Source organism: Myxococcus sp. RHSTA-1-4, from assembly GCF_020037125.1.
Taxonomy (GTDB): Bacteria; Myxococcota; Myxococcia; order Myxococcales; family Myxococcaceae; genus Myxococcus.
Genome location: NZ_JAIQDG010000005.1, coordinates 63,979 through 82,453, shown reverse-complemented (window position 1 = coordinate 82,453; position 18,475 = coordinate 63,979). Strand labels below are relative to the sequence as shown.

The 18,475-nt window shown below is 69.7% G+C and carries 14 protein-coding genes and 1 pseudogene; 10 read left to right on the top strand and 5 right to left on the bottom strand.

What is annotated here, in order from left to right:
* Window positions 1-53: 53 nt before the first annotated feature.
* The 9 genes and pseudogenes from K8638_RS09570 to K8638_RS09530 form a co-directional block, all read left to right on the top strand.
* Window positions 54-3,536: an Ig-like domain-containing protein gene (locus tag K8638_RS09570; RefSeq protein WP_223754142.1), complete on the top strand. Its 3,483-nt coding sequence runs from the start codon at window positions 54-56 to the stop codon at window positions 3,534-3,536.
* Between the two features lie 160 nt (window positions 3,537-3,696).
* On the top strand, window positions 3,697-4,716 hold the full coding sequence (locus K8638_RS09565; protein WP_223754141.1) for a hypothetical protein: 1,020 nt from the start codon (window positions 3,697-3,699) through the stop codon (window positions 4,714-4,716).
* Between the two features lie 125 nt (window positions 4,717-4,841).
* Window positions 4,842-5,411, top strand: a complete 570-nt coding sequence (locus K8638_RS09560) for a hypothetical protein (RefSeq protein ID WP_223754140.1) — start codon at window positions 4,842-4,844, stop codon at window positions 5,409-5,411.
* Between the two features lie 157 nt (window positions 5,412-5,568).
* Window positions 5,569-7,005, top strand: a complete 1,437-nt coding sequence (locus tag K8638_RS09555) for a serine/threonine-protein kinase (RefSeq protein WP_223754139.1) — start codon at window positions 5,569-5,571, stop codon at window positions 7,003-7,005.
* A 354-nt stretch (window positions 7,006-7,359) separates the two neighbouring features.
* A complete protein-coding gene (locus tag K8638_RS09550) occupies window positions 7,360-8,817 on the top strand; it encodes an AAA family ATPase (RefSeq protein WP_223754138.1) in 1,458 nt (485 codons plus the stop codon).
* The gene (locus K8638_RS09545) at window positions 8,814-9,707 is read left to right on the top strand and encodes a hypothetical protein (protein WP_223754137.1); all 894 of its coding nucleotides are present in this window, start codon (window positions 8,814-8,816) and stop codon (window positions 9,705-9,707) included. Before K8638_RS09550 ends, K8638_RS09545 begins: the two co-directional genes overlap by 4 nt.
* A gap of 85 nt (window positions 9,708-9,792) precedes the next feature.
* Window positions 9,793-9,933: a hypothetical protein gene (locus K8638_RS09540; protein ID WP_223754136.1), complete on the top strand. Its 141-nt coding sequence runs from the start codon at window positions 9,793-9,795 to the stop codon at window positions 9,931-9,933.
* 135 nt (window positions 9,934-10,068) lie between these two features.
* A complete protein-coding gene (locus K8638_RS09535) occupies window positions 10,069-11,505 on the top strand; it encodes a serine/threonine-protein kinase (RefSeq protein WP_223754135.1) in 1,437 nt (478 codons plus the stop codon).
* 120 nt (window positions 11,506-11,625) lie between these two features.
* A pseudogene (locus K8638_RS09530) lies at window positions 11,626-12,033 on the top strand (transposase); the annotation flags it as partial.
* Between the two features lie 165 nt (window positions 12,034-12,198).
* On the opposite strand, the gene K8638_RS09525 reads toward K8638_RS09530, so the two are convergent.
* Window positions 12,199-13,095 (bottom strand): AraC family transcriptional regulator, encoded by an 897-nt coding sequence (locus K8638_RS09525; protein WP_223754134.1) that lies wholly within the window; start codon window positions 13,093-13,095, stop codon window positions 12,199-12,201.
* A 111-nt stretch (window positions 13,096-13,206) separates the two neighbouring features.
* Here K8638_RS09525 and K8638_RS09520 point away from each other — a divergent pair, with 111 nt between their 5' ends.
* The gene (locus tag K8638_RS09520; protein WP_223754133.1) at window positions 13,207-13,950 is read left to right on the top strand and encodes an SDR family oxidoreductase; all 744 of its coding nucleotides are present in this window, start codon (window positions 13,207-13,209) and stop codon (window positions 13,948-13,950) included.
* 181 nt (window positions 13,951-14,131) lie between these two features.
* On the opposite strand, the gene K8638_RS09515 is transcribed toward K8638_RS09520, so the two are convergent.
* The 4 genes from K8638_RS09515 to K8638_RS09500 form a co-directional block, all read right to left on the bottom strand.
* On the bottom strand, window positions 14,132-14,548 hold the full coding sequence (locus K8638_RS09515) for an STAS/SEC14 domain-containing protein (RefSeq protein ID WP_223754132.1): 417 nt from the start codon (window positions 14,546-14,548) through the stop codon (window positions 14,132-14,134).
* 857 nt (window positions 14,549-15,405) lie between these two features.
* On the bottom strand, window positions 15,406-16,410 hold the full coding sequence (locus K8638_RS09510) for a hypothetical protein (RefSeq protein WP_223754131.1): 1,005 nt from the start codon (window positions 16,408-16,410) through the stop codon (window positions 15,406-15,408).
* Window positions 16,411-16,493: 83 nt separating this feature from the next.
* Entirely contained in the window at window positions 16,494-17,432 is a 939-nt protein-coding gene (locus K8638_RS09505) for a hypothetical protein (protein ID WP_223754130.1), read from the bottom strand.
* Window positions 17,429-18,430, bottom strand: coding sequence for a hypothetical protein (locus tag K8638_RS09500; protein WP_223754129.1), 1,002 nt, complete (start codon window positions 18,428-18,430; stop codon window positions 17,429-17,431). The genes K8638_RS09505 and K8638_RS09500 overlap by 4 nt, the downstream gene beginning before the upstream one ends.
* Window positions 18,431-18,475 lie beyond the last annotated feature (45 nt).

Here is an 18,475-nt window from a genome sequence, read left to right as displayed (position 1 = left end):
GCCGTAAGACAATGAATTCGAGATTAAACCGCGTGACGGGATTGTGGGCAGGGGTGCTCACCGCGCTCATGCTCGCCGGATGCACGAAGGGTGGCGAGCGGGAGCTCGGCACGGGGAGCGTGCAGCAGGCCGTGACGTCGTCGGTGACGCTGTCGGAGGCGGTGGCGATCACCAGCCAAGGCATCACCCTGAACGGCGCGGCGCACCGCAACCAGGTGCTGCTCGGCGTGTTCCAGACCGAGGACTATGAGGTCGAGACGCTGCTGCGCTTCCCGCAGCCGGGTGTGCCGCCCGGCTCCGTGGTGCAGAGCGCCACGCTGAGGTTCGCGGTGGAGACATATGCCGGTGACTTCTCGATCCGCGGCTCGTATGTGCAGGCGCCCTGGAGCCTGCTGGCCAACGGCCTGGGATGGCAGTTCCGAGATGATGGGCTGGAGTGGGACCGGCTGGGGGCAGTCGGGCAGGGAACGGACCTGCTCGCCGGTCCGTCATTCGCAATCAGCTCGTTTCCGGCCACGGTGAGCGTGCACGAGGTACCGCTCGACGTGGCGGTGGTGCAGTCGTGGGTCGATGACCCGTCGACCAACCAGGGCGTGATGCTGGCGAATACGAAGGCCGGCAAGGTGGCCAAGGTGTTCACCAGCCTGGCGGCCCAGCCGGAGCGACAGCCGCTCCTCACCATCGAGTACAACCCGCCCGCACCGCGCAGCGATACCTCGCCTCCGTCGGTCGCAATCACGTCGCCCGCGGGTGGCGCGACGGTGGAGGGCGTGATCGGCATCGTGGTGGACGCGAGCGACAACGTCGGCGTGGCCAGCGTGCAGCTGCGCATCGACGGCCGCAACCTCGACTCGGCGCAACTCGACACCCGCCAGTTCCGCAATGGCGACCACGTGCTGACCGCGCACGCGCGCGACGCCGCCGGCAACCTCACCACCTCGGCCTCCGTGCGAATCACCATCGACAACGAGCTCGTCGACACCTCGGCCCCCGAGGTGCAAATCACCGCGCCGGTCGCCGGCGAGACGGTGAGCGGCCCCTTCACGGTGCGGATGAGCGCGACCGACGACGTTGGCGTCACCCGGGTGCACGTCGAGCTCGACGGCGCTCAGGTCGGCGAGGCGGACGTGGCCGCTCCCTGGTCGGTGACGCTCGACACCGAGGCGCTGCAGCCCTACGGCACCCGGCAGCTGACCGCCGTGGCTCGTGACGCCGCTGGCAACGTCACCCTCTCGGCACCGGTATCGCTCAACGTGAGCGCGCCTCCGCCCGACGTCACTCCCCCCGAGGTTCAGATCGCCGCGCCCTCGAGCGGAGTCACGGTGGGCGGCACCATCCAGATCAAGATCGATGCCTACGACAACGTGACGGTCGCCGGCGTCCAGCTGCAGGTGAACGGCCAGGACTTCGGGGCCGAGGACCTCAGCTATCCGTATTGGATCAACGTCACCACCACCAGGCTGGGCAATGGCACCTTCCCGGTGACGGCGGTGGCGCGTGACCGCGCCGGCAACCGCACGACCTCGGCTCCCATCATGCTCACCGTCGCCAACGGGCCGCCCGTGGTGCTCGACATCCCGGTGGCGCACCCTCGGCTCTGGTTCACCGCGGACCGGCTGGCCCGGGCCCAGGCGCACTTCGCGCAGCACCCGTACACCCCGGTGGCGAACGTGCAAGGCCCCGAACAGGCAATCGACGCGGCGATGCACTCGCTGCTCACCGGTACCCCGGCGTCGTGCCGCGCCGCAATCGACTGGGCAGTGCGCACCGAGATCCCCATCACCGAGAACACCGTGTCGAGCGACCCAGCCCGCTGGTACGGCGAGGGGGTGATCCTCACCTATGACTGGTGCTTCGCTCACCTGCTGCCAGCGGAGCGCACGCTCTTGCGCGACCGCTGGAACTTCGCCATCGAGGCGCTCAACGCCAACCCGTGGGGCGGCATCGGCATGGAGGGCAACAACTACTACACGGGCTACTTCCGCAACTCCATCCTCTGGGCCATCGCCAGCTGGCACGAGAACCAGCCGTACGCCGACGACCTCTTGCAGTACGCGATGAACTCGCGCTGGGACTTCTCGCTGCGGCCCTACCTCGAAGGGCCAGGCGCTGGCGGAGCACCCCACGAGGGCTCGACGTATGGCCGCCGGACGTTCGGCTACCTGACGGTGCCGTTCACCACGCTCGGCCTGTATGGCCACGACATGTGGAACCAGACCGGCTACTTCATGGAGTCGGTCTTCTGGTCTATCTACTCGACCACGCCGGGGCGCAGCCGGATGGGCCAGTTCCAGTTGTTCGAGACCTTCCCGTACAACGACGACGAGCGCTGGTTGAATCGGTGGGATCCCAGCAACACCGCGCAGACCTCGCTGGGCAGCTACTTCGCCCCACTGATCGAGGAGTGGTCGGACCAGCCGATCGCCGGCTATGCCAAGCGCTTCCTCGAGCTCACCGGACACCCGATTGACGACCGCCTGATCCGGTACGTCTACAGCGATACGCTGGCGGCGGTGCCGTCGCGCGACCTCGCCGAGCTGCCGCTCGACTACCATGCGCCCGGCCTGGGCATGGTGTACGCCAAGACCGCGTGGGCGCCCGATGCCACCATGGTCAACCTGCAGTTCGGCACGACCGCCAATGCTGGCCATGCCCACCGCGACGCCGGCAGCTTCCAGTTGTGGCGGGCCGGCGAGTTCCTGACCCGCGAGACGGTCGGCTACGCCAATTCAATCATCGGCTACGCCGGCGGCGCGGCCGTGGACTGCGAGTCGCCGGTGGCGCACAACACCCTCCTGTTCGAGGGACTGGGCACGGTCGGCTACTACCACCACGCGCCACGGATGCTGCGCCTCGATTCGTCGCCGGTGGCCAACTACGCCGCGGTCGACCTCACCGGCGTGTACGACCTGAATGACGAGTGGGCCCACCGCGAGGCCGAGGTCGGCAACCCGTACGCCGGCCGCGTGGTGCGAGAGACCCTGTTCGTCCGTCCGCTCGACACCTTGATCGTGTTCGACCGGCTCGAGAGCGCACGCAACGACGCCTCGGTCGACAAGACGTTCGTCATCCACTTCCCGGAGAACCCGGTGCTCACCGGCAACACCTGGTCGGCGAGCAGCGGCGGCCAGGAGCTGCGGGTCAGCACCCTGGTGCCGGCCAACCCGGCCCGGCGAATCGTCGACGAGCGCGGCCCGGTGCGCAACGACGGCACCTACCCGTACCCGGTCGGCCAGTTCCGCGGCGAGATCGAGACCGCCGGGCAGGTGGTGAGCCACTTCCTGCACGTGGTGCAGGCCCGGGATGCGGCCAGCGGCGGGGCACTGCAAATCTCGCTCAGCGAGGCATCGACCTCGTACACGGTGACGCTGCTCCACCCGACCCGCGGCAGCGCGGTGGTCCACTTCGAGAAGGGAATCGAGAGCTCCGGCGGCAGCTTCGGCTACGCAGCCAGCGGCCCGGTCACCCTGGCGCCGCTGCGCGCTGGCGTCCAGGCGATGTCGGTCACCCCGAGCGGGCCGGTGTGGGGGCCGTGACCGGCACCGAGCTCGTCACGCCCATTCCTCCTATACCCAGACGGATTTGTTCCGCCGGACGCTGCCGGGCTGTAGCCGAGGTGACAACATCCGTGACATGGGAGGTGGGGGAATTGGTGTATGGAGCCGTTTCCCCCGCCGTACACCTGAGGAGTCTCCGATGCGTCGTCTCGGTCACACCCTTCTTGCCGTGAGCCTGCTGGCCGGCTGCGGGCCTGGCGAATCCGAGCCATCCTCCACTCCGTCACTCGCGCGCCAGGATGCGCCGCTCACCACCACGGACGTGGACGTTGCCCCCGAGTGCCAGGGCATCCTGACCTTCGTGAACACGGCGTCATTCGAGACGCTGGACGCGTACCTTCCCAGCGACGTCGCCAGCAACCTCGTCGCCCGCCGCTCGACGGCGCCCTTCGTGACGCTGGCGGAGGTCTCCGCTGTCAACCTGGTTGGCTCGTTTCGTCTGACCCAGATCGAGACTGGCGCCCGTGCCCTCGGTTACATCGACAGCACCTGTGTCGGCATCCTGGACGAGCTCGCCCTCTCCACCGATGACGCCTCGGCGATGGTCTCCCTGGTGAACAACGCGAGCGCCAGCACCCTGTACGCCGTCCTGCCCAACGCGTGGAATGGGGCCACGAACCTCATCAACCTGCGTCCGTTCACCTCGGTCCAGGCCATCTCCAACACGACCGGCATCGGCGCGGTGAGCCTGCGGAACCTCCGCAACGCCGCCACGATGGGCTACTCCCTGGAGGTGCTCGTCTCCGCGGTGAACGCCCTGCCCGAGGACGAGTGGACCGTGAAGCTGGATCTGTCCTTCGAGGTGGCGGACGTGATCGCGGGGGAGCACGGGAATGACTACGGCGCCGGGGGGACCTGCTTCGGCCTCGACCCCAGCACCTTCCCGAGCACCTGGACGAACCGTCCGACGCTGGCCACCGCCACCGAAGTTCGCGACTACGTCACGGGCGCCGTCTCCACCGCCAGCTCCAACCACCCGGTTTCGAGCGAGGTCGTCGCGGAGGGGCTGGCGGATCTCGAGGCGCGCATCGCTGGCCGCACCTTCAAGGGCTGCCATCTCAGCTACAGCAACGGCCCGTGGGCCGGCATCCAGGTTCACTTCTTCGTCGACACGGAGACGGGCTTCCGGATCCTGACGGAGCAGCACTGGGTCGAGTGAGCCCTTCCTGAACCTGGAGGCCCGAGGCGCCGGCCCGTGCGGCGCTTCGGGCCGGCGCATTCCTGGCCGACCCCGGACAGGCCCGGTACCCTGCGCGCCCCTCTCTCATGAAGGAGCTGCACCCGGTGTCCATCCGCAGAACGACCGCCAGCACCCGCAACGCCACCGTCAGCGCCATGCTCGACCCGGCTCTGAGCAGCGCGCGCGACGCGCTCCAGGCCTTCCTCGAGAAGGCCCTGCGCGCCCAGTTCGGCGCCGACTGGCAGGCGACGCTGGAGCGCGACCGGATGGCGCAGGGCCGCGCCGCGAGCGAGCGCTGGGACTGGGGCAGCATCAGCTACCGCCTCGGGCACTTCCGCTCCCCGCAGGCCACGGGCAGCGGCGTGGTGACCGAGCCGCTCGTCGCGCTCGCCCGGCTCGCCAAGGCCTACCGCAACCTCTTCCAGCACGAGGAGCTCACGGACGCGCAGGTGCGCCACGCCATGGAGGGGCTCGCGCTGCTGCAGGAGGCGCTGGGCAACAAGACGCGCGCGGCCGAGACGCGCGCCGCGCTCGAGGTGTGGGCGGGCCCGGCCCGCGCCGCGAAGCGCCCGGCGCGCAAGGCCCCGGCGGCCGCCAAACGTGCGAAGCCCGCGGCGAAGAAGAAGGCGCCGAAGGCGAAGAGTGCCCGCCCTGGTGGCAGGGCTCGGAAATAGGGGCGCAGGCGAGCGTTGAGGCGCTGCCCGGCGAGTCCCACCCGCCGCGGGCCGCGGGGGACGAAGTGCCACGGTCCACCTGGCGGATGGCTTGGGGGGCCGAGGACCTTGCGAGTAGCCTGCGCGTCCGCGGAATGGACCGCCTGCGAGGCACCTCATGGAGTCCGACTCCCTCAATCCGGCAAGCCTGCCCCCGGGGACTTCCATCGGCCGGTGGCGCCTGCTGGAGCAGCGCGGCCGGGGCGCCTACGGCGTCGTCTACCGGGCCGAGAGCGTGGAGGAGCCTCCGGGCGTCGTGGCCCTCAAGCTGGCCCTGTACCCCGGCGATGCCCGCTTCGTGCGTGAAGCCGAGTTGCTCTCCCGCGTCCACCATCCCGCTGTTCCGCGCCTCTTCGACCACGGACAGTGGCAGCCCCGCGACGGCGTGTCCTACGCCTGGCTCGCCATGGAGTGGCTCGAGGGCGTGCCCCTGTATGACTGGGCCGTGGCGCGGCGCCCGTCGTCAAGGCAGGTGCTCCACCTCCTCGCCCGGCTGGCGCGGGCGCTGGAGTTCACCCATGCCGCCGGAGGCATCCACCGGGATGTGAAGGGCGAAAACGTCCGCGTGCGGCGTGCGGACGGACAGCCCTTCCTCATGGACTTCGGCTCGGGGCACCACCTGGGGGCCGCCACGCTGACGTGGCAGCCGTTTCCTCCCGGCACTCCCGCCTACCGCGCTCCCGAGGCCTGGCGCTTCGTGCTGGGCCCCGGCAAGCCTCCCACCGTCGCCTATGCGCCCGGCCCCGCCGATGACGTCTTCGCCCTGGGTGTCACCGCCTACCGGCTCGTCACCGGCAAGTACCCGCCCTCGGCGCATCCGCGTGCGGAGGACGCCTGGCTGTGGCACCCGGAGAAGCTGGCGCTCTGGACTGCCAGCACGAGCAATGCCCGCTGCGTCGCGGAGCTGAGCGCCCTGGTGTCCCGGATGCTCCTGCCCCGGCCGGAGGCGCGTGGCAGCGCGAGGGAGGTGGCCGAAGCGCTGGAGCAGGCCGCACGGAAGGCGGGGCCTGACGCGGATGTGCCTCTCTTCACCGGAGAGGAGGCGAGGCCCGCCGGCCTCTTTCCTCCGCTCCAGCGCGTCACGGTGCGGCCACCTCCTCGCGTGGTGAGGTGGCCCCGGTTCGTGGCGGCCAGCCTCGGTGTCTTACTGGCCCTGGGCGCGGGAGCGCTGTTGCGCACGCGGTCCGTCGAGCCGTCCGAGAAGAAGCACCTCGTGGAGGGAGAAGAAGCGAAGGATGGAGGCACGGTCGCCGTCGGAGACGCCGCGCTGACGGCCCCGGTCGCGCCCGAGCGCGCCCCCTCCATGTGGTCGCCCATCCGGGCTGAGTTGCCGCCGAGGCCCTTGCCACAGCAGCGCAGACCCACTGGCGACGGACGATGTCCCGGCAAGGGACTGGTCGCAATCAACGGCGGCTGCTGGGTGAAGTTGCCCGTGGAGCTGAAGGACTGCGAAGCCACGGCTGGCTTTGTGTACAAGGGCGCGTGCTACGTCCCCGTCTGGGCACTGACACGCCCTCTCACTTCGGGCCCCACGAATCGCGACGACGCGCCATAGCCGGTAGGGCCGAGTCCCTCTACTCCAAGGGGGCCAGCGGCTGGGCACAGGCATTCGGACCGCGGTACGGCTTCGACGGGCTGCCGTGGAAGGTGGTACCGCTTCCAGCCGGACGAGGAGCCCCCTTTGCAGAGGTGCTCCCGCCGGCCGTGGGCGGCCCTCCTGGTGCGCCGGTGGTGCGGAGTTCGGCGGAGGCAGCCCCCCGCCTCGGCCTGGATTCGAACCGGGGACCCATCGGTTATCGCTCCGGTTCTCCGATTCTCCCGCGCCGTGAGGTCCCGCTGATCGCGAGGAGTGACGAAGAGGGTGGGCGAGTCTCTTGCGGCAGGTCCCCCCGCGTGTGACCTTCCACCCATGTACATCCGCCACCTCAAGGTCGAGCATCTGAAGCGGCTTGCGGCCTTTGAACTCGACTTCACGCATCGCGGTGCGCCGCGCATGTGGACGGTGATGATTGGCGAGAACGGGACGGCGAAGACGACGCTGTTGCAGGCCCTCGCGCTGGCGGCGGCGGGATTCAGGGAGGTCAGCGGTCTCGCGGGGCCAGCCGTGAAGCACCTACGAGATCGGCGCGACGAAGCGCACATGTTCATTGACGCGACGTTCGCGTTCGGCCCCCAGTCACGCAAGGGTGGCAAGGCGATCCACCCGCACCTGCCGTCCGCGGGCGAGCACAAGCCGGCGGAGTTGATGCTCCGCTCCCAGGTGCGCCTCGATGCGGGCGCGACCTCGCTCGACGCAACTGCGTTCTATGGCAACGAGCCGAAATCGCGCGGTCCTGACCCGCTCGCGGAGGCCCGCTCCCTGAACACACCGCTCTGGTTCGTCGCGGGGTACGGCATCTCGCGGGCGTTGCCGGATGCGAACGAGATTCCAGCGCTGGCACGCCCATCCATCGAACGCCTGGAACCCCTGTTCCGGCAGCAGCGGCTCGCGTCCACCGGCTTCGCGAACCATTTCCTGGAGAAGGACCGGCGGGAGGGGCGCAGGCCCGGGGAGACCTCCCGGCGTTTCAGCCGGATGCTGAATCAGGCCGTCAAGCTCGGAGGGGATGACCTCTTCCCCGGCCTCGCGCGTCTCGAGCTGCGCGGGCAGGGCGGGGCCCGGTCGAGCACCGCGCTCATCGAGAGCGACCGCTTCTACCAGGTGATGGCCAGGGGGCAGGACCCGGTGTCAATCGCGGGAGTCGCGCTCTCCCATGGCTACCAATCCACCTTCGCGTGGATCGCGGACCTGATTGGCCATGTGCTGCTCGAATCGAGGACAGAGGTCACCACGACCGAGATGGAAGGGCTCGTGCTGATTGACGAGATCGACCTCTATCTGCACCCGACCTGGCAGGCGCGCTTCATTCCCGCTCTGCGCCGGGTCTTCCCCCGCATCCAGTTCGTCGCGACAACGCACTCGCCCATCGTGCTCTCGACGCTGGCTCCGCACGAGGTCATCCGGCTCACCGTCGACGAGCAGACCGGCGACATCGTCCAGGGCGGCTGGGCGCGCGGTGGCGGGCAGTTCCGTCCCGGCATCCAGGACGCCGAGCACCAGCCCGACCCACGAATCATGACCGGGGGCGAGCTCTACAGGACCTGGTTCGGGCTCGAAGGCGTCACGCCCAACCCGCTCGGAGAGAAGCTGCGGCGGCTCCAGGTCCTCTCGGTGCATCCGGCTCCGACGGCGGCGCAGAAGAGGGAACTGAGGGAGCTGCGCAGCTCGGTCCGCCGGGAGCTCATCCAGCGGCTCGGGCCTACCGAAGGCAAGAGGGCCTTCTCGGATATCGAGGCGAGCCGCGAGGGCACGGGAGGCACCTCATGATTCGTATTGCCCGGGGGGCCGAGCCCAGGGGGCTGAAGACAGCGGCGCGGAGGCGCCTGGAGGCCGCGGTGCGGGTCTTCAATGCGCACGGGGGGCCGTCGGAGGCCCTCACGGCGATGCTGGACGGGTACAACGCGCGTGCGACGAAGCTGGCCCTGTACAAAGCCCAGCATGAGAAGTGTGCCTGGTGCGAGCGCGAGACGGACTTCAGCAGCTCGCCGGTGGAGCACTATCGTCCCAAGGACGGGGCCTGGAGGCATCTGCCGGGCGAAAAGGGGCGCGTCGACGCGGGCCACTACTGGTGGCTCACCTGGACATGGTCCAACCTGTTGTTCTCGTGCGCGCGGTGCAACGACGCGGGCCACAAGGCGAACTATTTCCCGCTGCGTGCCGGGACAGGCCCCGCGGCTGTTCCCGCCGCCCCCGTTCCGCTTCCTCCTCCGGAGCCGCTCGCGGGCGTTTCCGCGGAGCATCCGTTGCTTATCGACCCTGCGGGGGGCGAGGACCCGCTCGACCACATCACCTGGGTTCCCACGAGCAAGAGCTTCGACAGGCGCGACTGGATTTGGACCCCTCTGGGCCTGACCGATGAGGGCGATGCGACGATTGCCGTCCTGAAGCTCGGCGAGCTGGCGGATCGCGCACAGGGACACGTCCGTACGAAGCTGCTGCCGAGCGTCGAGGAGATGGAGGAGCACTTGAGCGCCGGGCGCGTCCAATCCGCGCACCGCCGCTGGACGCGCCTCCTCGAGGACAACCTTGCGCCCGCCGCGCCCTTGTCCGCCTTCACCTGGCACGCACTGCACTATCTGGTGCCGGCGGCGTACAGGCGACAGCACGGGCTCGCCGACCCCACGAGGCCGGGGGCTCCTCGCGGCGCGGGCAGGTGACACCCGCGGTGTGTGTCGGCGGTCTTGGGTGAGCGCAGATTTCCCGTCATCAGCTCGACCGGTTATCCAGGGTTCCGGCCACCGCGTGCCGCGCGCGAAGCTGCTCGGGCGCGCGGTGGGGGTGGTGTACAGCGCGCGCGACGGGCTCTCCGGCACCGAGCGGCTGTGGCTGCCGCTTACCCCGGGCAGCGAGGACCCCCGGCTGCTGGAGCCGCACGGGGACTGAGGCAGACCGGTGGAGGGAGCCTCTGCGGGCCGCGGGGGACGAAGTGCCACGGTCCACCTGACGGATGGCTTGGGGTGCCGAGGACCTTGCGAGTAGCCTGCGCGTCCGCGGAATGGACCGCCTGCGAGGCACCTCATGGAGTCCGACTCCCTCAATCCGGCAAGCCTGCCCCCGGGGACTTCCATCGGCCGGTGGCGCCTGCTGGAGCAGCGCGGCCGGGGCGCCTACGGCGTCGTCTACCGGGCCGAGAGCGTGGAGGAGCCTCCGGGCGTCGTGGCCCTCAAGCTGGCCCTGTACCCCGGCGATGCCCGCTTCGTGCGTGAAGCCGAGTTGCTCTCCCGCGTCCACCATCCCGCTGTTCCGCGCCTCTTCGACCACGGACAGTGGCAGCCCCGCGACGGCGTGTCCTACGCCTGGCTCGCCATGGAGTGGCTCGAGGGCGTGCCCCTGTATGACTGGGCCGTGGCGCGGCGCCCGTCGTCAAGGCAGGTGCTCCACCTCCTCGCCCGGCTGGCGCGGGCGCTGGAGTTCACCCATGCCGCCGGAGGCATCCACCGGGATGTGAAGGGCGAAAACGTCCGCGTGCGGCGTGCGGACGGACAGCCCTTCCTCATGGACTTCGGCTCGGGGCACCACCTGGGGGCCGCCACGCTGACGTGGCAGCCGTTTCCTCCCGGCACTCCCGCCTACCGCGCTCCCGAGGCCTGGCGCTTCGTGCTGGGCCCCGGCAAGCCTCCCACCGTCGCCTATGCGCCCGGCCCCGCCGATGACGTCTTCGCCCTGGGTGTCACCGCCTACCGGCTCGTCACCGGCAAGTACCCGCCCTCGGCGCATCCGCGTGCGGAGGACGCCTGGCTGTGGCACCCGGAGAAGCTGGCGCTCTGGACTGCCAGCACGAGCAATGCCCGCTGCGTCGCGGAGCTGAGCGCCCTGGTGTCCCGGATGCTCCTGCCCCGGCCGGAGGCGCGTGGCAGCGCGAGGGAGGTGGCCGAAGCGCTGGAGCAGGCCGCACGGAAGGCGGGGCCTGACGCGGATGTGCCTCTCTTCACCGGAGAGGAGGCGAGGCCCGCCGGCCTCTTTCCTCCAGTCCAACGCGTCACGGTGCGGCCACCTCCTCGCGGGGTGCGGTGGCCCCGGTTCATGGCGGCCGGCCTCAGTGCATCACTGGCCCTGGGCGCGGGAGCGCTGTTGCGCACGCGGTCCGTCGAGCCGCCCGAGAAGACGCACCTCGCGGAGGGGGAAGAGGCGAAGGATGGAGGCACGGTCGCCGTCGGAGATGCCGCGCTGACGGCACCAGTCGCGCCCGAGGCAGCCCCCTCCATGTGGTCGCCCATCCGGGCTGAGTTGCCGCCGAAGCCCTTGCCAGGTCAGCGCAGGCCCGACGGTGACGGACGATGTCCCGGAAAGGAACTGGTCGCAATCAACGGCGGCTGCTGGGTGAAGTTGTCTGTGGAGCTGAAGGACTGCGAAGCCGCGGCCGGCTTTGCGTACAAGGGCGCGTGCTACGTCCCGGTCCTGGCTCTGCAACGCCCTCCCACCTCGGGACCCACGAATCGCGACGACGCGCCATAGCCGGTAGGGCCGAGTCCCTCCAGGTCGTCCCGCTGCTCGCATTCCTCCCTGGTGTCTACTCCAAGGGGGCCAGCGGCTGGGCACAGGTGTAGTGTGTAGCAGGCCGGCTCCGAGTATTCCCTGACGCGCAACGTGGCCGCCAAGGTGCCCCAGCGCGTGCGCCAGCCAGTCGCCCGTGAAGTCTCCGCTGTCTTCGACGCCCCCAGCCGCAAGGAGGCCAAGGCACGTCTGGAGGCCTTCAAGACGGGCCTGGGCGCCCATCTGCCCGAGGCCGTCGCCTGCCTGGAGAAGGGCTTCGCCGCGGCCACCGTCTTCTGCGACTTCCCCCAGGGCCACTGGCGCCGCCTGCGCTCCACCCATGGCCTGGAGCGCCTGCATGGCGAGGTGAAGCGTCGCACCCGTTTCGTTGGCGCCTTCCGCGACAGGGCCAGTGCCCTGCGCCTCATCACCACCGTCGCGCTGAAGGTTTCCAGCATCTGGAGCGACCGCTGCTATCTCGACATGTCCCTGCTCAATCCCAGCCAAGAACAGTCCGTTCAGCAGCTCACCTGGAGGACCCGAGGCACTCCCCCCGCTCCCCCTCCTACACACGCTCTGGGACTTGACCACTCCCGGTCGAGCCTGCGTAGCTGTGTGGGCGTCATGCCCCATCAACACGGGGCGCCAACGCTCGATTCATCTGACCGGGTAGTACTAACCCGCACGCGCATAGCGGCTCGGAGGCTGGCCCACGTGTCGGGTGAACGCGGTGCTGAAGGTGCTCGCCGAGCCGTAGCCGACGCGCTCGGCGACCTCGGCGATTCCGAGGTCGTGGCCTCGGAGCAGGTTCCTCGCGACGGCCATCCTCCAGGCGAGCAGGTATTCCATCGGCGGCAGTCCCACGGTGCGGGTGAAGCGCTCGAAGAACGTCGAGCGCGAGAGCGCCGCGGTCTTCGCGAGCTGGTCCACCGTCCACGGACGCGAGAGGTGGCCATGCATCTGTCGTATCGCTGGCGCGAGCCGCGCATCGGCCAATCCGCGCAAGAGCCCCGGAGGCGCGTCGTCCCCTGAAGTCGTCCGCAGCGCTTCGATGAGCAGCACCTCCACGAGCCGCGTGAGCACGAGGTCACGACCCGCCCGCTTCTCGTTCGATTCATCGCCGACGAGCCGCACCAGGACCGAGAGCCGCTCGACACCGCGCACGTGCACCAGCGCTGGCAGTAGCGAAACCAGGAGCGCCGCGTCCGGTGAGTCGAAGACGAAGAAGCCGCCGAGCAACCGCACGTCGGGACGGCCACCACGCGTGCCGTGGCGGACCTCTCCCGTCGGCGAGGGCGTGACCTTGGGGTCGATGCGCTCGGGCGTCACGGGCTCGAAGCCCGACATCGTGAAGCCCGGCGTTGCCGGCAGGAGCACGAAGTCACCCGCCTCGAGCGTGACGGTCCGCTGCCCGTCGACCGAGAGCTGGCAGCGGCCCTCGAGCACGGCACAGAAGCTCGGCTGGCCGAAGTCCGAGTAGCGAACACCCCAGCGACCGGCGCCGCTGATGCGCTTCGAGAACACGGCGCGCGGCTGAAGCAGCGCGATGACTTCCGAGAGTGGGTCGCTCATGTTCGGACTCCCGCCAATGAGATTCGGACTCCCCACGATAGAGAGTCCGGCCTGCCGCCACTATCTTGACTCGAGTCATGAACGCCGCGCTCACGCGGCAAAGGAGTCGGCATGAAGACCGTGCTCATCACGGGTTGCTCTTCTGGCTATGGCCTCGAAACCGCGCGTCACTTCCATGCGCAGGGCTGGAACGTCGTTGCCACCATGCGGACGCCGCGCGAGAACGCGCTCCCTCGCTCGGAGCGGCTGCGCGTGGTGGCGCTGGATGTGACGAAGCCCGAGAGCATCGCGGCCGCGCTCGAGGCGAGCGGGCCCATCGACGTGCTCGTCAACAACGCGGGTATCGGGCTCATGGGCGCCTTCGAGGTCACCCCGATGACCACCGTGCGCGAGCTGTTCGAGACCAACACCTTCGGCGTGATGGCGATGACGCAGGCCGTGCTGCCCCGGTTCCGCGCGCGCAAGTCGGGAGTCATCGTGAATGTGACGTCGAGCGCGACGCTGGCGCCCATGCCGCTGGTGGCCGTGTACACCGCGAGCAAGATGGCCATCGAAGGCTTCACCGCGTCGCTCGCGTTCGAGCTCGAGGCGTTCAACGTGCGGGTGAAGCTGGTCGAGCCGGGTTATTGCCCGAGCACGCGCTTCGCGAGCAACGGGGGCCCCCGCATGGAAGGGCTGCTCCCCGAGGCCTACGCACCCTTCGCGGAGCGCATCTTCGCCTCCCTCGGCCAGCTCACCGCGGTGACGCGCGAGTCCGACGTGGCCGAGGGGGTGTGGCGCGCCGCGAACGACGCGACCGGGACGCTCCGCTTCCCAGCCGGCCCCGACGCGGTGGCGCTGGCTCGGAGCGCCTGAGTCCCGAAATGCCTCAGTGCGTCCGCGGCGCCGCAGTGTCCGTGGGGGCCGCGGGCTCACCGTGCCCTTGCGCCTCCTCCGAGCGGGAGCGGAGGAGGCGAGCATGGCGCCCCAGGGCGCGGCGAGGCAGGAGACCCCCGGTGCTCCAGAATCGCTCACACCCCTCTCACGTACTGCACGCTCAACCGGCCCTGCGCTGCGGAAAGGAGCCGCGGTTCCGGGCCACCCACTCGCGGGCCTCCTCGACGGTGGGCACGAACACCGTCTCGAAGGTCGTCTTGCCAGTGAAGAGCAGCGCCAGGGCAATGGCCTTTCCGTAGGTGCGCTGCACCAGGTCCGCGCCCACGTAGATGGCGGCGTGGAACCACTCGGAGCGGCCATGCGCGGAAAGGTACCTGCGGCCCGCCACGTCCAGCACGGAGCGGCCGACGTCGACGATGCAGAAGTACTGCCCGCGGCGCTCGAAGGTCTCCCGGTAGAGCTGCAACGCACGCTTCACGTCATCCACGGAGAGGACACCCTCGAAGGTGGCCACCAGGGTGTCTGGCGGCTCGAAATGGGCGTGGTGCGCGCCGAACCTCACCTCTTCCTGATGCATGTCGTCCCCCAGCGTCAGTGATTGCGAGCGCGGTCAACGGCCGCCTCTCCCAGTCATGACGTGGGCCCCACCCGCTTGTTACCTCGGGGCACCTTCCACGGGTGTTGTCTTCAAGACATACACGGGGATTGAGCGCCGCTCGCGGTTGTCGAACACCTCGATGTCGAGGACATGCGAGCAGGCCTGGCGCAGCTCAATTCGAACCAGGGGCCCATCGGTCATGAGCCGGGGTAGGGCCGGTTGGCAGGGGCTCGCAGCCCCTGGCAGCGCTACGCAACCTGCGGAAATGACTGGGGCCTCACAGGGAGCAGGGGCGGTGCCGGTTGGCACCGGTTCCACGGCTTCGACCCGGCGTGGTGCGCCTCCGCCAGCGTGGCGGCACTACGCGAGAGCGTGTTTCAAACACGCGGCATCGCGGGGGGCTGCCCTCGGCGGACGGGCCATATGAGCGAGTTCCCCTCTGGAGCCGCTCGAAGCGCTGCGCTGGTACGTGGCTTGCTCATGCACTCGCCCGAGGCCCTCCGGCCCCCACGCGATTCGCGACGGGCCCGGAGCGGTTCTCATCAACCCCAAGGAGACATCATGAAGAAGCTGCTCGTTCGTGGCGTGTTCGCCCTCGGTCTGGTTTCCGGCTTCGGCGTGGGCATGGCGCAGCCCTCGCAGGCCTCGCTGCCCTCGCAGGCGACCGGCTGGGAGTTCTGTGATGACTATGCCTGCAACGTCAAGTGCAAGCGGGAGGGATACACCGAGGGCTGGTGCAACGGCGACGCCGACTGCGAGTGCTCGCAGTATGAGTCGAGCCGTCGTGGCCTGCTGACGGAGCTCCGGGAGGAACACCGGACTCCGTCAGCGGAGCCTCAAATCCCGAAGACGATGTCGCGCTGGCGGGCCAGCTCCAGGGTGCGGGCATTCTCGGGAACCTGGTGCAGGAAGCGCTGGCGGACGGCTGGCTCCGGAATGATGGAGGCTCGGGCGCGCAGGCTCCGCAGCGCATCGTGCAGGGCCTGCTCGCCGGCGGCCACATCTCCTTGCGCGAAGCAGCTCTCGGCCAGCACCTGGAGCAGCTCCACCCGGACCCGTCCTTCGCCCCCCATGGCCTCCAGCTCCCGCAGCGCGCGCTCCACCTCCTCGCGAGCCTCGGCCGCGCGCCCCTGGCTCAACAGGGTGGCACCCAGCTTCGAGTGCGCCTCCGACAGGAAGGGAATGAAAGGCGCCAGGAACTCGCACGCCTGACGGGCCCGCGCCTCTGCCTCACCCTGCTCGCCGCTCGCCGCCGCGGCCTGTGCCAGCACCCGGTGCGCCACGCCCAGGTCCAGCCGGTTGCCGATGCGACGCTCCATCCACTCGAGCACCAACTCCCGCGCCTCTTGCCGGTGGGCGGACTCGGGGCTCGCCACCAACACCGTGGCCAGGTTCTGCTGGGCGAAGGTGACGCCAAAGCGCGGAGAGACCCGCAGTGCCAGGGCCACACCCTGGCGCGCTCGCTCCACGGCGCCCCGCACATCCCCGAGCGCCAGCAGGGCCTGGGCCATCCAGGACAGCACCACCACATCGCCACGCTCCGAGCCCACCGCGCCGAAGGTCCCCACGCACTGCTCCGCCCAGGCGAGCGCCTGCCAGGGCTCGCCATGCGAGTACAGGGACCGGAAGCTGTACTCGATGTTCCGCCAGCCGCGCACCATGTCATCTCGGGCGACGACCTCGCGCCCGGTGCGCTCCAGCCTCTCGAAGCAGGCGTCGGCCTCTCGCAGGCAGCCCAGGTACAACGCCATGCCGCTCATGAAGCACAGTGAAAGGTGGTAGGCGTTTCGCGCCTCCGGCTCCGGCTCGGTGTCCAGCAGCAACCGGCACAGGCCGAGCACGTTCGGCGAAGAGAATCTTGGCCAGGGCGGCTGATGGGGCGCGGGGCTACACCGCCGGGCAGGCCGGGACGCTCTCGACACGCCTACAGCGCGGCCCAGAGGTAGACGGCCGAGTACGTCTGCGCCGGCTCGTAGTAGGTCGTCCCTGTCGTCGTGTCGATGAAGACATTTGACAGCCACCGGGTGGAGTCGAACTCGAAGACGCCGTTCTCCGCCGGCACCACCACCGGCGCGCCCGCGCCCATGGTGACGCTGTCCAGGGGAACCGGCTCGAGCGCCGTCGCGCTGAAGCGTCCGAAGAAGGACTGCAGCATCACCACCGCGCCCTTCAGCGGAGCCGGGGCGCCCGTCTCCACGCGAATCGTCCGCGTCCCCCAGTTGGTGTCATTGACGTCGTACCGCTCTTCATCCGTGACGAGCCCGAACCAGGCGCCCTCCTCGGCGTCTCCCAGCACGAGCCCCGCGGGGTCCACCGTGCAGCTCGAGGCCCCGTCGCCCGTCAGCGTCGCCGCGCCCATGACGTAGGCCTTGCCCGGGTCGGTGATGGCCGCGGCGACTCCCGCCGAGGCGCCCACCCCGCCCACGTCGTGACTGCCCGAGCTGAAGGCGAGCCTGAAGCCCGCCAGCGCCGCGGACGCGAAGGCCGGCCACGTCACCACGCTCTGCGGCGCCGACATCTGTCCCGTCGCCAGGCTCGAGCCGCTCACGACGAACCGCGTGCTGGACGCGCCTCCCACCCACGCGAGCACGCTGACCCCCACCTTGGAGGAGGTGATGGGCGTGCCCGTCACGGTGGCCTTCACCTTGACCTGCCGCCGGCTGTCCTCTCCCGCGTTCTCCCGCGTGAGCTGCACCCCGAACCCGGAGATGGCGGAGCCCACCAGCCCACGGGCCGTCGAGTCGATGTCGAAGGAGATGTCGAAGTGGGAGATGCCATACAGCGCCAGCGACACGTCCCCGGTGAAGTCGAACGTCGCGGTGTCTCCGGAGGCGACCTCCTGGTAGCCGAATTCCCAGCTCATCGCGCACCTCCGCCCGGACGTCGTGAGATTTCGGCGACCACGAAGGCCGTCAGGTTGCTCGTCGGAGGCGGCTGGATGCCGTAGTCATCCCCCGAGCGCGAGTTGAAGATGTTCATGATGAGGGCCCCCGAGATGGTGCCGTCCGTGGCGACCGTCAGCGTGTCGGACGTGACGCCCGCCTCGAAGAGCTCCACGTCGCTCTTCTTGTCGTCCTCGAGGTCGAGCGTCACGTTCTGCAGGAGCACCCCGGCTCGGCGGACCGACTCGCCCTCCGAGAGCGTGGGCTTCACGCTGAAGTCGCACTTCACGCCCAGGCTCTCGCTGATCTCGCTCCACTTGCCGGAGTTCGTGTCGATGGACAGCACCCGGTACGTCGTCACCCCGTCCGTCGACAGGAAGGCCACGTCCGCCGTGCCGCCGCGCTCCTCCTCTCCGCTGAGCGACGCCGTCCCCGACACCGTCGCCTCGGCTCCGCCGGGCCTGGCCACGGACGCGGTGAGCGACAGGCTGCTCACCTCCATCGCGCTGCCGCCGGCGATGAAGAAGCCGGAGAGGAACGCCCGCGCCTCCGCCGCCTGCGACGCGATGGGAATGGGCGCCTCCCAATCCCCGGCGAGCCCGGAGAGGTTCCCCGCCACCACCTGGTTCCCGGAGATCGTCACGCCGAGCGCGGCGACGACGGTGATGCGCACGAAGCTGTCGTGCCCGCTGCCATCCGTGGAGCCGGCCGCCTCGCCTCCAGAGTAGTTGGTCATCACCAGGTTCGCCGTGACGAGGACGGCGTCCTCGGCGAGGTTGGGCACCAGCGTCGCGCTGAGCTGCCCCACCGGCTCGGAGGTGGAGCCGTTGTCGGCGTAGTACACCCGGAAGTAGCTCAGCCCCGCCATCGCCGCGAGCACGCGCTCGCCCGGCAGCAGGTCCTCACTGAAGTCGACCCGCATGGGCGAGCCCCACGTCTTGTCCTTCGGCATCACCGCTGTCTTTACGCAGATTCTCATCTGCCTCCCTCGCTGCCGTGCCTGACGCCGGGCCCACCCTGGGCC

What these genes read in the sequence shown, in the direction of transcription:
- K8638_RS09565 (WP_223754141.1), top strand. Translation starts at nt 3,697, where the DNA reads ATGCGTCGTCTCGGTCACACCCTTCTTGCCGTGAGCCTGCTGGCCGGC.
- K8638_RS09555 (WP_223754139.1), top strand. Translation starts at nt 5,569, where the DNA reads ATGGAGTCCGACTCCCTCAATCCGGCAAGCCTGCCCCCGGGGACTTCC.
- K8638_RS09550 (WP_223754138.1), top strand. Translation starts at nt 7,360, where the DNA reads ATGTACATCCGCCACCTCAAGGTCGAGCATCTGAAGCGGCTTGCGGCC.
- K8638_RS09545 (WP_223754137.1), top strand. Translation starts at nt 8,814, where the DNA reads ATGATTCGTATTGCCCGGGGGGCCGAGCCCAGGGGGCTGAAGACAGCG.
- K8638_RS09535 (WP_223754135.1), top strand. Translation starts at nt 10,069, where the DNA reads ATGGAGTCCGACTCCCTCAATCCGGCAAGCCTGCCCCCGGGGACTTCC.
- K8638_RS09525 (WP_223754134.1), bottom strand. Translation starts at nt 13,095, where the DNA reads ATGAGCGACCCACTCTCGGAAGTCATCGCGCTGCTTCAGCCGCGCGCC.
- K8638_RS09520 (WP_223754133.1), top strand. Translation starts at nt 13,207, where the DNA reads ATGAAGACCGTGCTCATCACGGGTTGCTCTTCTGGCTATGGCCTCGAA.
- K8638_RS09515 (WP_223754132.1), bottom strand. Translation starts at nt 14,548, where the DNA reads ATGCATCAGGAAGAGGTGAGGTTCGGCGCGCACCACGCCCATTTCGAG.
- K8638_RS09505 (WP_223754130.1), bottom strand. Translation starts at nt 17,432, where the DNA reads ATGAGCTGGGAATTCGGCTACCAGGAGGTCGCCTCCGGAGACACCGCG.
- K8638_RS09500 (WP_223754129.1), bottom strand. Translation starts at nt 18,430, where the DNA reads ATGAGAATCTGCGTAAAGACAGCGGTGATGCCGAAGGACAAGACGTGG.